The 12,691-nt window shown below is 65.8% G+C and carries 11 protein-coding genes and 1 pseudogene; 7 read left to right on the top strand and 5 right to left on the bottom strand.

The features are described 5' to 3' along the window. Positions 1-129, bottom strand: a pseudogene (locus tag ABZE94_RS15180) (NAD(P)(+) transhydrogenase (Re/Si-specific) subunit alpha); the annotation flags it as partial. Positions 130-677: 548 nt separating this feature from the next. Next, on the bottom strand, positions 678-1,586 hold the full coding sequence (locus ABZE94_RS15175) for a LysR family transcriptional regulator (RefSeq protein ID WP_372876334.1): 909 nt from the start codon (positions 1,584-1,586) through the stop codon (positions 678-680). Between the two features lie 191 nt (positions 1,587-1,777). Here ABZE94_RS15175 and ABZE94_RS15170 point away from each other — a divergent pair, with 191 nt between their 5' ends. The 5 genes from ABZE94_RS15170 to ABZE94_RS15150 all read left to right on the top strand — a co-directional run bounded on the left by ABZE94_RS15170 (position 1,778) and on the right by ABZE94_RS15150 (position 7,139). After that, on the top strand, positions 1,778-2,956 hold the full coding sequence (locus ABZE94_RS15170; protein WP_372876333.1) for an acyl-CoA dehydrogenase: 1,179 nt from the start codon (positions 1,778-1,780) through the stop codon (positions 2,954-2,956). Between the two features lie 96 nt (positions 2,957-3,052). Next, positions 3,053-3,418: a CoA transferase gene (locus ABZE94_RS15165; RefSeq protein WP_372876332.1), complete on the top strand. Its 366-nt coding sequence runs from the start codon at positions 3,053-3,055 to the stop codon at positions 3,416-3,418. Between the two features lie 75 nt (positions 3,419-3,493). Continuing rightward, positions 3,494-4,885, top strand: a complete 1,392-nt coding sequence (locus ABZE94_RS15160) for a glutamine synthetase family protein (RefSeq protein WP_372876331.1) — start codon at positions 3,494-3,496, stop codon at positions 4,883-4,885. 47 nt (positions 4,886-4,932) lie between these two features. Continuing rightward, positions 4,933-6,300 carry an aspartate aminotransferase family protein gene (locus tag ABZE94_RS15155; RefSeq protein WP_372876330.1) on the top strand — a complete coding sequence of 456 codons (1,368 nt, stop codon included), beginning with the start codon at positions 4,933-4,935 and terminating at the stop codon, positions 6,298-6,300. Positions 6,301-6,413: 113 nt separating this feature from the next. After that, a complete protein-coding gene (locus ABZE94_RS15150) occupies positions 6,414-7,139 on the top strand; it encodes an amidotransferase (RefSeq protein WP_372876329.1) in 726 nt (241 codons plus the stop codon). A gap of 51 nt (positions 7,140-7,190) precedes the next feature. Here the strand turns inward: ABZE94_RS15150 and ABZE94_RS15145 are convergent, their stop codons facing one another. From ABZE94_RS15145 to glaH, 3 genes are all read right to left on the bottom strand, one after another. Then, positions 7,191-8,555, bottom strand: a complete 1,365-nt coding sequence (locus tag ABZE94_RS15145) for an aspartate aminotransferase family protein (protein ID WP_372876328.1) — start codon at positions 8,553-8,555, stop codon at positions 7,191-7,193. 11 nt (positions 8,556-8,566) lie between these two features. Beyond that, positions 8,567-9,805 (bottom strand): L-2-hydroxyglutarate oxidase, encoded by a 1,239-nt coding sequence (lhgO, locus tag ABZE94_RS15140; protein ID WP_372876327.1) that lies wholly within the window; start codon positions 9,803-9,805, stop codon positions 8,567-8,569. Between the two features lie 86 nt (positions 9,806-9,891). Beyond that, entirely contained in the window at positions 9,892-10,869 is a 978-nt protein-coding gene (glaH, locus tag ABZE94_RS15135) for a glutarate dioxygenase GlaH (RefSeq protein ID WP_372876326.1), read from the bottom strand. Between the two features lie 162 nt (positions 10,870-11,031). Here glaH and csiR point away from each other — a divergent pair, with 162 nt between their 5' ends. Together csiR and ABZE94_RS15125 are read left to right on the top strand one after the other, a co-directional pair. Then, complete coding sequence (gene csiR, locus ABZE94_RS15130) at positions 11,032-11,727, top strand: DNA-binding transcriptional regulator CsiR (protein WP_372876325.1); 696 nt, start codon at positions 11,032-11,034, stop codon at positions 11,725-11,727. Between the two features lie 173 nt (positions 11,728-11,900). Further along, the coding region (locus ABZE94_RS15125; RefSeq protein WP_372876324.1) for a CaiB/BaiF CoA transferase family protein at positions 11,901-12,691 on the top strand (791 nt) is incomplete at its 3' end.

Here is a 12,691-nt window from a genome sequence, read left to right as displayed (position 1 = left end):
GGCGCTGACGCCAGCTCCGCTCTGCACCGTGACCTGATGGCCTTGGCCGATCAGCTTCTTGATGGTTTCTGGCGTGGCGGCTACCCGCGTCTCGCCGGCATGGGTTTCGAGAGGAACACCGATGTGCACGTCAAATCTCCTGCGTGATCTTTATCTTTTAATGAACCGGCGCACTGCGGATGGCACGTCGGCGAAGGGAGGATCAGCACAAATCACCCTAGCAGAAGCTATGTTACGGGCGGGGCGGCATTTTGCAGGCGCAGCATAAGTCGTTCAAGGCGTTATGGAGTAAAACCTTGCGACAACTACAAGTCACTCAGCGACTTGTCGGCCAATATCTTCGGCAAAGTCGTGCCGGGCCTGGCCGCCAGGGTCATTGACGGCTATTTTTAGCGCCGCCAGCATGGGTGCCATGAATGGCCGGCCATCAAATGACAGCTGCGCCGACGAACAGGGCGTGCAGCCCGGTTGTTCTGGGCGTTATGCAGGCCCGCCTGTGCAATAAATTGGACGCTTGCGCTTGGCGCCAACCGTCAGGCTGTAGTGGCGTATATTGCTGACTACCGGGTCAGCTTGCTTGGGCTGCATCGGCTTAAAGGGCCTGTCGTTACTCGCGAGAATTCCAAGCGGGCCGTCTGGCGGGTGGGTACCCGGGTAGTTACTTCGTTTGCTGTCGTTTATTCCAGGCCACTCTCCTGGGCATAGTCCCGCGCTTGCCGAACCAGCCAGTCGCGAAAGCTTTGCAGCGCCGCAGACTCCACTTTGCGTTCGGGAATCATCAGGTAATAGGCCTTGTCGCTGCTGTAGGCATGTTCCAGCGCCAGCACCAGGCGGCCCTCGGCCAGTTCCCGTTGAATCAGGAAGGGCGGAATCAAGGCCACGCCCATCTCATGCATGGCGGCCTGGGCGAGCATGGAGAACAGTTCATAACGCGCCCCGCTCATGTCCCGGGGCACATTCAACCCCAGCGAGGCGAACCACTGGCGCCAGGCATAAGGCCGGGTGGTTTGCTGTAGCAGCGGCAGGCCAGCGATCCGCTCGGCGCTCAGGCCGCTTTGTCCGGCCAGGAGCGCCGGGCTGCACACCGGCATGGGGTTTTCGCGCATCAGCAGGTGCGAGGCGGTGCCCGACCAGTCGGCGTCACCGAAGTACACCGCGGCATCGAACTGGGTATCGGCGAACAGGAACGGCCGGGTGCGGTTGGTCAGGTTGACCGTGACCTGCGGGTGCAGGCGCTGGAAATCCTTCAGGCGCGGCAGCAGCCACTGGGTGCCGAAGGTCGGCACCACCGCCAGTTCGATGCTCATGGCGCCTTGCTGGCCCATCACCGCCAGGGTGTCGCGCTCCACCGCGTCGAGTTGCGCGGCCACCCGCCTGGCGTAGGACAAGCCGGCCTCGGTCAGCTTGACCCCGCGCCGCGAGCGGCGAAACAGTTCGACGTTGAGAAACTCCTCCAGCCCGGCGATCTGCCGGCAGATGGCGCTCTGGGTCAGGGCCAGTTCCTCGGCCGCACGGGTAAAGCTCTGGTGACGGGCCGCCGATTCGAAGGCGATCAGGGCCGTGGTGCTGGGGATTTTGCGACGCATCTGTGCGGCACTCTCACTCTGAAATGAATTAAATAGCCTTCAAAGCTACCTCGGAGTGCGCAAAGAGCACAACGGCATGCGAAATTCTCGTTTGCCCCGCCTGCGCATGCGGCCTAGGATCATTCCCATGCACCCAGTCGACGCGGCCCAGGCCGCGATGATTATTCCCCTCTTATCTCGAGGTTTTCGCAATGGCCAAGGCAAGCTTCAACTGGATCGACCCGCTGCTGCTCGATCAGCAACTGACCGAAGAAGAGCGCATGGTGCGCGACAGCGCCCAGCAGTTTGCCGCCGACAAACTGGCGCCGCGCGTGATCGAAGCCTTCCGCCACGAGCAGACCGACCCGGCGATCTTCCGCGAGATGGGCGACACCGGCCTGCTCGGCGCGACCATCCCCGAAGCCTACGGCGGCAGCGGCCTCAACTACGTGTGCTACGGCCTGATCGCCCGCGAAGTGGAGCGGGTCGATTCCGGCTACCGCTCGATGATGAGCGTGCAGTCCTCTCTGGTGATGGTGCCTATCTTCGAGTTCGGCAACGAAGCCACCCGGCAGAAATACCTGCCCAAGCTGGCCAGCGGCGAATATATCGGCTGCTTCGGCCTCACCGAGCCGGACCATGGCTCCGACCCGGGTTCGATGATCACCCGGGCGAAGAAGGTCGACGGCGGCTACCGCCTGACCGGCGCGAAGATGTGGATCACCAACAGCCCGATCGCCGATGTCTTCGTGGTCTGGGCCAAGGACGATGCCGGCGAGATCCGCGGCTTCGTCCTGGAAAAAGGCTGGCAGGGCCTCAGCGCCCCGGCGATCCACGGCAAGGTCGGCCTGCGCGCCTCGATCACCGGCGAAATCGTCATGGACAACGTGTTCTGCCCGGAAGAGAACGCCTTCCCCGATGTGCGTGGCCTGAAAGGCCCGTTCACCTGCCTCAACTCCGCCCGTTACGGCATCAGCTGGGGCGCGCTGGGCGCCGCCGAAGACTGCTGGCACACCGCGCGCCAGTACTGCCTGGATCGCAAGCAGTTCGGCCGCCCGCTGGCCGCCAACCAGCTGATCCAGAAGAAGCTGGCCGACATGCAGACCGAGATCACCCTGGCCCTGCAAGGCTGTCTGCGCCTGGGGCGGATGAAGGACGAAGGCACCGCCGCGGTGGAAATCACCTCGATCATGAAGCGCAACAGCTGCGGCAAGTCCCTGGACATCGCCCGCCTGGCCCGCGACATGCTCGGCGGCAACGGTATCAGCGACGAGTTCGGCGTGGCCCGCCACCTGGTCAACCTGGAAGTGGTGAATACCTACGAAGGCACTCACGACGTCCATGCGCTGATCCTCGGCCGGGCACAGACCGGGATTCAGGCCTTCTTCTGAAGCCAGTAGCGACGACGGACGGGGAGCCTGGCTACCCGTCCGTCGTCGTTTCTGCCCGCTGGACAATTTGTACTCTGACTCCGTTTGAGGAAGGCCATGACGCCGGAAACGCTCATCCACACCGTGACCAACGGCGCGGCCAGTCCGGCGCCAGGGCGCGCGCTGGCGGACGGGCAGCCGTCGTTTGCGCCCTGCCATATTTTCCCCAGTGCCGATGGCGCCTTCTTCCTGGCGGTCAGCAACGATTACCAGTTTTCCGAACTGAGCGCGTTGGCCGGCCAGCCGCAATGGGCAACGGATCCGCGTTTCGCCAGCCAGAAAGCGCGGCGTCAGCACCATGCCGAATTGGTCGCTCTGCTGCGTCAGCAGACCGTGGCCCACCTGACCGAAGAGTGGTTGGCCGCCCTGAGCTGGGTCGGCCTGCCCTGCGTAGCGCTCGCGCCCAGCCAGGCCGGAGGCTGACGGCGACTGCCCGGACACCCATTACGCGCATCCCGTGGATTGCGCTTTGCGTCTAGTTCCCGAGGTTTTTCTCCCATGCATCCCGAGCTTTCCACCGCCAGCGAGGCGCTGGCCTGGCTGCAGGCCAACGACATCCGCCGGGTCGAACTGGTGTTCGCCGACCTGACCAGCGTGGCGCGCGGCAAGATCCTCAGTCGCGCCAGCTTCGCCGAGACCCTGGGGGCGAAGATGCCCTCGTTGCTGCTCGGCCTGACCGTCACCGGCGGCGAGCCGAAGGCGGTGTTCAACAACATCTTTCCGCCGACCTTCCCGGACATGGCCATGCGCCCGGACTGGCGCACCCTGGTGCGCGACCCGCTGGCCGCGGTGCCGACCGCGACGGTGATCTGCGATATCGAGGCGAGCTTCATGGCCGCCGACGGTCATTGCCGGTACGAAGTGGCCGAGTTGTCGCCGCGCCAGTTGCTCAAGCGTGTGCTGGATCGTCTCAAGGCGGCCGGTTACACCGCCAGGGTCGCACCGGAGCTGGAGTTTTTCCTGGTCCATCCGCAGCGCAATGCCGAAGGCGGCCTGCAGGTGGCGCATGGCATGTCGGCGCAGGTGCCGCATATTGAAAGCTGCCACGACCTGGCCTCGGCGGAAACCGCCAGCAGCTTCGCGCCCTTCTTCGATGAGCTGTGGGCGGCCTGTGAGGCCCAAGACATCCCTATTACCGGATACGGTCATGAGTCAGCGCTGGGCCAGTACGAGGTCAACTTCGCCCCCGGTGAGCCCCTGGCCCAGGCCGATGCGGTGTTCCGTTTCAAGCGCCTGGCCCGGGAGATTGCCCGCCGTCATGGTTGCCTGGCGACCTTTATGGCCAAGCCCTATCTGACCGAACCGGGCACCGGCCTGCATTGGCACATCAGCCTGGCCGACGAATCCGGCGGCAACCCCTTCACCGCCGCCGACAACTCGCCGCATCCACGTATCAAGCACTTCATCGGTGGCTGGCAGGCTTCGGCCCGCGCCGCCATGGCGATCCTCGCGCCCTACGCCCATTCCTATGTGCGCCTGCATCGCCCGGATGCCTCGCCGGCCAGCATCGAGTGGGGATATGACAACCGCACCGCGGCTTTCCGCGTACCGCATTCCGACCCGGCCAACCGCCGGGTCGAACACCGCCTGCCGGGTGGCGACGCCAACCCCTACCTGAGCCTGGCGCTGATGCTCGGCGCCGGCCTGGCGGGGATGCAGCAAGAAATCGAACCAGGGCCGGAAGTCAGCGATCGCCCGGCGGTGTCCGAGCACGACGCGTTGCCGGCGGATCTGAGCGAGGCGCTGGCGGAATTGCAGCGTTGCCCGATCATGACCGAGGTCTTCGGCGCGCCGTTCATCGAGTTGTACACCCTGATCAAGCAGCATGAATTGAACGAGCAGGCCGCCGACGCGGACTTCGCCATCAAGCACCTGCTGGCCAGAAGCTAACCCGGCGCTGGCCGCCGGCCAGCCGCCCATCACGAATCGGAGGCGCCATGAACGCTCGCTTCAGCAATCCGCAAACCCAACAGTGGCAGGACATGAGCCGTGACCATCACCTGGCTCCGTTCAGCGACTACCAGCAGCTCAGCGACGCCGGCCCGCGCATAATCGTGCGCGGCGACGGCGTGTACGTCTGGGACAGCGAGGGCAACCAGATCCTCGACGGCATGGCCGGCCTCTGGTGCGCCGCCATCGGCTACGGCCGCGACGAGCTGGCCGACGCCGCCAGCGCGCAGATGAAAACGCTGCCGTTCTACAATACCTTCTTCATGACCGCGCACCCGCCGGTGCTGGAGCTGGCCAAGGTGATCGCCGAGATCGCGCCGCAAGGCATGAACCACCTGTTCTTCACGGGTTCGGGCTCGGAAGGCAACGACACCATGCTGCGCATGGTTCGCCACTACTGGGCGGTCAAGGGCATGCCTGCGAAGAAGGTCATCATCAGCCGCATCAACGGTTACCACGGCTCCACCGTGGCCGGTGCCGCCCTGGGCGGCATGGCCGGCATGCACGCCCAGGGCGGCACCATTCCGGGTATCCAGCACATTGCCCAGCCTTACTGGTTCGGCGAAGGCGGCGACATGAGCCCGGACGAGTTCGGCATCTGGGCTGCCGAGCAGCTGGAAGCGAAGATCCTCGAAGTCGGCGAAAACAACGTCGCCGCCTTTATCGCCGAGCCGATCCAGGGCGCCGGCGGGGTGATAGTACCGCCGGACAGCTACTGGCCGAAGGTCCGCGAGATTCTCGCCAAGTACGACATTCTGTTTGTGGCCGACGAAGTGATCTGCGGCTTCGGCCGCACCGGCGAATGGTTCGGCAGCGACTTCTACGGCCTGCAACCGGACCTGATGACCATCGCCAAGGGCCTGACCTCCGGTTACATCCCTATGGGTGGCCTGATCGTCAGCGACAAGGTGTTCGACGTGCTCAAGCAGGGCGGTGATTTCAACCACGGGTTCACCTATTCCGGTCACCCGGTGGCCGCTGCCGTGGCGCTGGAAAATATCCGCATCCTGCGCGACGAGAAGATCCTCGAGACGGTCCGCGAAGAGACCGCGCCGTACCTGCAACAGCGCCTGCGCGAACTGCTCGACCATCCGCTGGTCGGTGAAGTTCGTGGTGTCGGCATGCTCGGCGCCATCGAGCTGGTCAAGGACAAGGCCAGCCGCGCCCGTTATGAAGGCCAGGGCGCCGGCATGATTTGCCGTGGCCATTGCTTCAACAACGGCCTGATCATGCGCGCCGTGGGCGACACCATGATCATTTCGCCGCCACTGGTGATCAGCAGAGCCGAGATCGACGAGCTGGTGAGCAAGGCGCGTCTGTGCCTGGACCTGACCCTGCAGGACCTGCAGGGCTGATCCAGTGGCTTCGCGCAGCGGCGCCCAGTCGCTGCGCGAGCCCCTTGGCTGACAGTTGCCTCAGCCGACTTCAAACCTGTTTTCCCTCCATTCCTCGCGTCAGGAATCCGTTAATGGCATTGAGCATTTGCATCCTCGAAACCGACCACATCCGTCCCGAGCTAGTCGAGCAGTACCGCGGCTATGGCTGGATGTTCCAACAGCTGTTCGCCCAGCAACCGATCGCCGCCGAGTTTGAGGTCTTCAATGTGATCCAGGGGCAGTACCCGGACGCCGGGCGGCGTTATGACGCCTACCTGATCACCGGCAGCAAGTACGACTCGTTCGGCGACGACCCCTGGCTCCAGGTCCTGCGTGGTTACGTGCTGGCACGCTATGCCGCCGGCGACAAGCTGCTCGGCATCTGCTTCGGCCACCAGTTGCTGGCCCTGCTGCTCGGCGGCAAGACCGAACGGGCCGAGCAGGGCTGGGGACTCGGCGTGCAGCAGTACCAGGTGCTCGAGCAGCGGCCCTGGATGCAGCCGCGCGCCGAGGCGCTGTCGCTGCTGATCATCCATCAGGACCAGGTCACCCAGGCGCCGGCCAACGCCACCGTGCTGGCGGCCAATGCCTTCTGCCCGATCGCCGCCTACCAGATCGGCGAGCAGGTGCTGTGCTGGCAGGGCCATCCGGAACTGGTGGCTGACTATTCGCGGGCGATCCTCGACATCCGCAAGGAGCACTGGGGCGAGCAGGTCTGCCGGCAGGCCATGGCCAGCCTGGAACAGGCGCACCAGGGGACCCTGGTGGCCGAGTGGATGATGCGTTTCGTCGCCCAGGACCAGGCGTTGCTCAACTGAGGGTTGTCTGGCAGCGGTCCACTGCGGGGGCCGCTGCCGGACGCCGTGACGTTACTGGCGCAGCCAGTGGCTGGTGTCGTCCAGGGCGCGGGCGAAGCGCTCGACGATCAGGCCGATCTCCCGGGCGCTGCTGATCAGCGGCGGGCAGAAGGCAATCGCATCGCCCATGGCCCGGGTGATCATGCCGTGTTCCTGGGCGCGGCCGGCCAGGTAGCGACCGAGGCTGCCGGGCGCGCCGTGGGGCGCCTTGGTCTGGCGATCGCCGACCAGCTCGACCGCTGCAATCAGCCCGCAACCGCGTACTTCTCCCACCAGCGGGTGATCGGCGAAGTCGCGCAGGCCGGCCTGGAGCAGCTCGCCCATGACGGCGGCGTGCTCCACCAGGCGGTCTTCCTCGATGATTTTGAGGTTTTCCAGGGCCACGGCGGTGGCCACCGGGTGGGCGCTGCCGGTGAAGCCGTGGCCGAGGGTGCCGAGGCTGTTGCTCTGCTCGGCGATGCCCTGGTACAGCGCGTCGTTGAGCAGCAGCGCGGCGATCGGCTGGTAGGACGAGGACAGTTGCTTGGACAGCACCATCACGTCCGGCTGGATGCCGAAGGTCTGGCTGCCGAACAGCTGCCCGGTGCGGCCGAAACCGCAGATCACCTCGTCGGCAATGACCAGCACGTCGTGGCGCCGGCACACCGCCTGGATCTTCTGCCAGTAGCTGCGCGGCGGCACTATCACGCCGCCGGCGCCCATCAGCGGTTCGCCGATGAAGGCGGCCACGGTCTCGGCGCCCTCGCTGAGGATGCGCTGCTCCAGTTCGGCGGCCAGGCGATCGGCGAACTGTTCCTCGCTCTCGCCGGGCAGGGCATGGCGGTAGTGGTGCGGGCAGCCGACGTGCAGGAAGCCCGGCAGCGGCACGTCGAAGCCGCGCTGGTTGGCCGCCAGGCCGGTGAGGCTGGCGGCCGCCACGGTGATGCCGTGGTAGGCGTTCTGCCGGCTGATGAACTTCTTCTTCGCCGGTTTGCCGCGGGCGTTGTTGTAGTACCAGACCAGCTTGACCACGGTGTCGTTGGCTTCCGAGCCGGAGTTGGTGAAGAACACCTTGCTCATCGGCACCGGCGCCATCTCGATCAGCTTCTCGGCCAGCTCGATGGCCGGCCGGTGCGCCTTGTGGCCGAACACGTGATAGAAGGGCAGGGTGCGCAGCTGGCGCTCGGCGGCGGCGATCAGGCGCTGGTTGCTGAAACCGAGGGCGGTGCTCCACAGGCCGGACATGGCCTCCAGGTATTGCTTGCCCTGCTCGTCGTAGACGTAGACGCCCTCGCCGCGTTCGATCAGCAGCGGGCCGAGCTGCTCGTGCAGGCGGGCGTTGGTGTAGGGGTGCAGGTGGTACTGGCGGTCTTTGTCGGCCAGGTTGGCGGTGTTCATCGGTGGCTCTCTCAGGCGGCGGGGCGGACGGGTTTGGCTTTGGCGAAACTCGGCAGGGCGAGCAGCTGGCTGCTGAGCTGGTCGACGATATGGGCGCCGATCGGCAGCGCCGAGGTAGCGGCTGGCGAGGGCGCGTTGCACACGTGCAGGCTGCGCCGGCTGTGGCGGAAGAGGAAATCGTCGATCAGCCGGCCGCCGTCGGATACCGCCTGGGCGCGCACCCCGGCCGGGTAGGGCTCGAGGTCGCCGAGCTGGACGCTCGGGCAGTACTTGCGCACCTGCTGCAGGTAGCCGCGCTTGAACAGCGAGTTCTTCAGCTCGCCCAGGCCCGGGCGCAGGTTGGCCCGCAGCACCTTGCGGATGCCCGGGTTGGCGAGCATCTGCCAGCTGTCGGCAAGCGAGATGTCGCGCCGGCGGTAGCCTTCGCGCTTGAACGCCAGCACCGCGTTGGGGCCGACGGTGACGCTGCCGTCGATCATCCGCGTCAGGTGCACGCCGAGGAACGGCATGCTCGGGTCGGGGATCGGGTAGATCAGGTGGTTGACGATCTGGTTGTGCCGGGCCGGCAGGCGGAAGTACTCGCCGCGGAACGGACAGATGCTGAAGCCGGGATCGATGCCCAGCATGCGCACCACCCGATCGGCCATCAGGCCGGCGCAGGTGACCAGGAAGCGCCCGGCAAACTCGCCGGCAGCGGTGTGCACCCGCACTTCCTGGGAATTTTCCTGCAATCCCTCGACTTGGGCGCCGTAGCGGATCTCGCCGCCGCCGCGGACGAACTCGCCGGCCATGGCCGTGGTGACCGCGGCGTAGTCGACGATGCCGCTGGACGGCACCAGGATCGCGCCGAGGCCGCGGATATTCGGCTCGCGCTCGCGCAGTTGCCCGGCGTTCAGCCATTCACGCTCGATGCCGTTGGCCGCGGTGCGCTGCCACAACGCCTGCATGCGCTGCATCTCCAGCTCGCTGGCGGCCACCAGCAGCTTGCCGGGTACCTGGTAGGCGATGCCCTGCTGGTCGCAGAAGGCCTTGGTCGCCTGGTTGCCGGCCAGGCAGAAGCGGGCCTTGAGGCTGCCCGGGGTGTAGTACACGCCGGCATGGATCACCCCGCTGTTATGCCCGGTCTGGTGACGGGCCGGGGCGGATTCCTTTTCCAGCAGCAGCATGCGGCTGTCGGGGTAGGCGCGCTGCAGTTGCATGGCGGTGGACATGCCGAGAATGCCGCCACCGATAATGATGAAGTCGTACACCGGGTTACCTCTGGGTAAGGGAGTCTGTGCCGTCAATGCGGGAGCGGCTGCTGTTATCGCGACTGAGGCCGCCCCGCCGTGTTCGGTCACTGGCGCGGCTGGCGCAGCACCTTGGCGTGGGTGAAGTAGCCACGCTGGCGCATCAGCTCGCGGCGCAGGTCCGGGTGGGCGGTGAAGCGGTCGCGGCCGTGCAGCCAGAAATGGTTGTTGATCAGCAGGAAGCTGCCCACCGGCACAGGGATCGACAGCTTGTGCGGGCTGCCTTCCAGCGACTGGCTGAGGTCGGTCAGCCAGTTGCCTTCCTCGAAGTCCTTCGGCTGCACGAACTGGTCGATGTAGCTGATGATCGGCCGGCCCTCGACGTCGTTGTCGAATACCGGGTGGTACAGGTCGCGGTCGACCCGCTTGCTCGGCGGCGCGCACCAGCGCAGCTGACGGCGGGCCAGCGGGTGGCTGTTGAAGCGCTCCAAGTCCTCCCAGTCGTCCAGGTGCAGCAGCAGCGAATTACCGCCCTGCATGTGCTGCTCGTCGATCTTCATCATCAGCACGTAGTCGGTGTCCTGCTCGACGAAGGTGCCATCGGTGTGCAGTTCCATTACCCGGTGCGGCTGGCGCAGGTAGCTGTCGGACGCATCGACGTTCTGCACCACGAAGCGCGCGTAGTATTGGCCGCTCATGGCGTCAAAGTTGGAGCGGCCGAACAGATGGGCCACGGCGGTGGCCAGCTTGACCATGTCGTCGGCCTGCTCCACCCGGTCCAGGCCCTCGGCACTGATCAGCAGGCCGCCACTGGCGCGGTCCATCAGGGTGTTGATCAGCAGTGGCTGCAGGCTGCCCGCGCACAGCTCGTCGAGGATCTTGGCCAGGCGAAAGCGCAGGAACGACTTGTATTCCAGCGCCTGTACCGGCCACTCGGCGGTGGCGGCGAGGAATGCCTGCAGGGTTTCCCGGCTGAAGCTCAGTTGCAGCAGGCGTGGTGACTGGCTGCTGGCGGCCAGGCTGAAGCCGCTGGGGCTGTGCGGGGCTGGAACGACGAGGTGCTTGAAGGCGACGAGGGTGCTCATGGGGGGGGCTCCAGGGTGGGCGACAGGCGCCGGAAGTAGTGTCGACGTAATTAAAAAATATCGACATTATTTGAAAGTGTCAAAAGTAATTCTCGGTAGTGCCGCGCGGCATCGCCCGGGTGTTTCGGTATGATTGGCGCGGACCTGTGCAAGGACGGTGTAATGGAAGCTCCCAGCTCCCGAGAGAATCTGGCGATTCGTGGCTACGAATCGCTCAAGCGCGACATCATTCGCGGCGTCTTCGCGCCTGGCGAAAAGCTCCTGATGAGCGCGCTGAAGACGCGCTACGGGCTGGGCGTCGGGCCGCTGCGCGAGGCCCTGTCGCAGCTGGTGGCCGAGCGCCTGGTGGTGGCCATCAGTCAGCGCGGCTTCCGCGTCGCACCGATGTCGCTGAGCGAGCTGGCCGATATCTACGATGCCCGCGCGCACTTGGAAGCGATGATCGTCGGCCTGGCGATTGCCCGTGGCGACGATGCCTGGGAGGCGCAGGTCATCGCCCGCGCCCATACCCTGGCCAAGGTCGCCCAGGTCAAGGATGCCGAGGAGATGCTCAGCGTCTGGGACACCCGGCATCAGGCCTTCCACGCCGCGATCGCCGCCGGTTGTGGCTCGCAACACCTGCTCCAGGTGCGCGCGGCGCTGTTCGACCAGGCCGAGCGCTATCGGCATCTGTGGTTGCAGCAGACGGTGTTTTCGGCGGCGGCGCTGGAGGCCAAGCGCCAGGAGCACGCCCAGTTGCTGGAGGCGATCCTGCAGGGCGACGGCGTGCGTGCCAGCGCGATGATGCGTGACCACCTGCTCGGCCCGGTCAGCATCATCGGCGAGCTGTTACAGGCCCGCCAGGCCAGCGTCGAGTAGGCGCATTACGCACAGCAAGTGGGGGAAACCCCCGCACATTGGCTAGTTGCCTCGCTATGGAGTGAGGGTTTGGCACAATTGCGTGCGAAATCCTCGTTTGCCGGGGCAGCGCCAGGCTTCTAGGATGAACGCACGCGTGCTGCTGCACGCGGCCATTTCCTGGAGTTGAAGCTATGCCTGGCGCCCTGTCCCATATCCGCGTGCTCGACCTCTCCCGCGTACTCGCCGGGCCCTGGGCCGGGCAGATTCTCGCCGACCTCGGCGCCGAAGTGATCAAGATCGAACGCCCAGGCACGGGCGATGATACCCGTCACTGGGGCCCGCCGTTCCTGCGCGACGCCGCGGGCGAGAACACCAGCGAGGCCGCCTATTACCTGTCGGCCAATCGCAACAAGCAGTCGGTCACCGTCGATTTCACCCAGCCCGAAGGCCAGCGCCTGGTGCGCGAGATGGTGGCCAAGGCCGACATCCTGATCGAGAACTTCAAGGTCGGCGGCCTGGCCGCTTACGGCCTCGACTACGCCGCGCTGAAGGAGCTGAACCCGAAACTGATCTACTGCTCGATCACCGGCTTCGGCCAGGACGGCCCCTACGCCAAGCGCGCCGGTTACGACTTCATGATCCAGGGCCTGGGCGGCCTGATGAGCCTGACCGGACGCGCCGATGACGAAGAGGGCGCCGGGCCGGTCAAGGTCGGCGTGGCCCTGACCGACATCCTTACCGGCCTGTATTCGACCGCGGCGATTCTGGCCGCCCTGGCCAGCCGCGACCAGACCGGCAATGGCCAGCACATCGACATGGCCCTGCTCGACGTGCAGGTCGCCTGCCTGGCCAACCAGGCGATGAACTACCTGACCACCGGCGTGGCGCCGCGCCGGCTGGGCAATGCCCACCCGAACATCGTGCCCTACCAGGACTTTCCCACGGCCGACGGCGACATCATCCTCACGGTCGGCAACGATGG

Source organism: Pseudomonas sp. (assembly GCF_041601375.1).
In the GTDB taxonomy this organism is placed as follows: Bacteria; Pseudomonadota; Gammaproteobacteria; order Pseudomonadales; family Pseudomonadaceae; genus Aquipseudomonas.
This window is presented reverse-complemented; position numbering and strand designations above follow the sequence as displayed.

What these genes read in the sequence shown, in the direction of transcription:
- ABZE94_RS15175 (WP_372876334.1), bottom strand. Translation starts at nt 1,586, where the DNA reads ATGCGTCGCAAAATCCCCAGCACCACGGCCCTGATCGCCTTCGAATCG.
- ABZE94_RS15170 (WP_372876333.1), top strand. Translation starts at nt 1,778, where the DNA reads ATGGCCAAGGCAAGCTTCAACTGGATCGACCCGCTGCTGCTCGATCAG.
- ABZE94_RS15165 (WP_372876332.1), top strand. Translation starts at nt 3,053, where the DNA reads ATGACGCCGGAAACGCTCATCCACACCGTGACCAACGGCGCGGCCAGT.
- ABZE94_RS15160 (WP_372876331.1), top strand. Translation starts at nt 3,494, where the DNA reads ATGCATCCCGAGCTTTCCACCGCCAGCGAGGCGCTGGCCTGGCTGCAG.
- ABZE94_RS15155 (WP_372876330.1), top strand. Translation starts at nt 4,933, where the DNA reads ATGAACGCTCGCTTCAGCAATCCGCAAACCCAACAGTGGCAGGACATG.
- ABZE94_RS15150 (WP_372876329.1), top strand. Translation starts at nt 6,414, where the DNA reads ATGGCATTGAGCATTTGCATCCTCGAAACCGACCACATCCGTCCCGAG.
- ABZE94_RS15145 (WP_372876328.1), bottom strand. Translation starts at nt 8,555, where the DNA reads ATGAACACCGCCAACCTGGCCGACAAAGACCGCCAGTACCACCTGCAC.
- glaH (WP_372876326.1), bottom strand. Translation starts at nt 10,869, where the DNA reads ATGAGCACCCTCGTCGCCTTCAAGCACCTCGTCGTTCCAGCCCCGCAC.
- csiR (WP_372876325.1), top strand. Translation starts at nt 11,032, where the DNA reads ATGGAAGCTCCCAGCTCCCGAGAGAATCTGGCGATTCGTGGCTACGAA.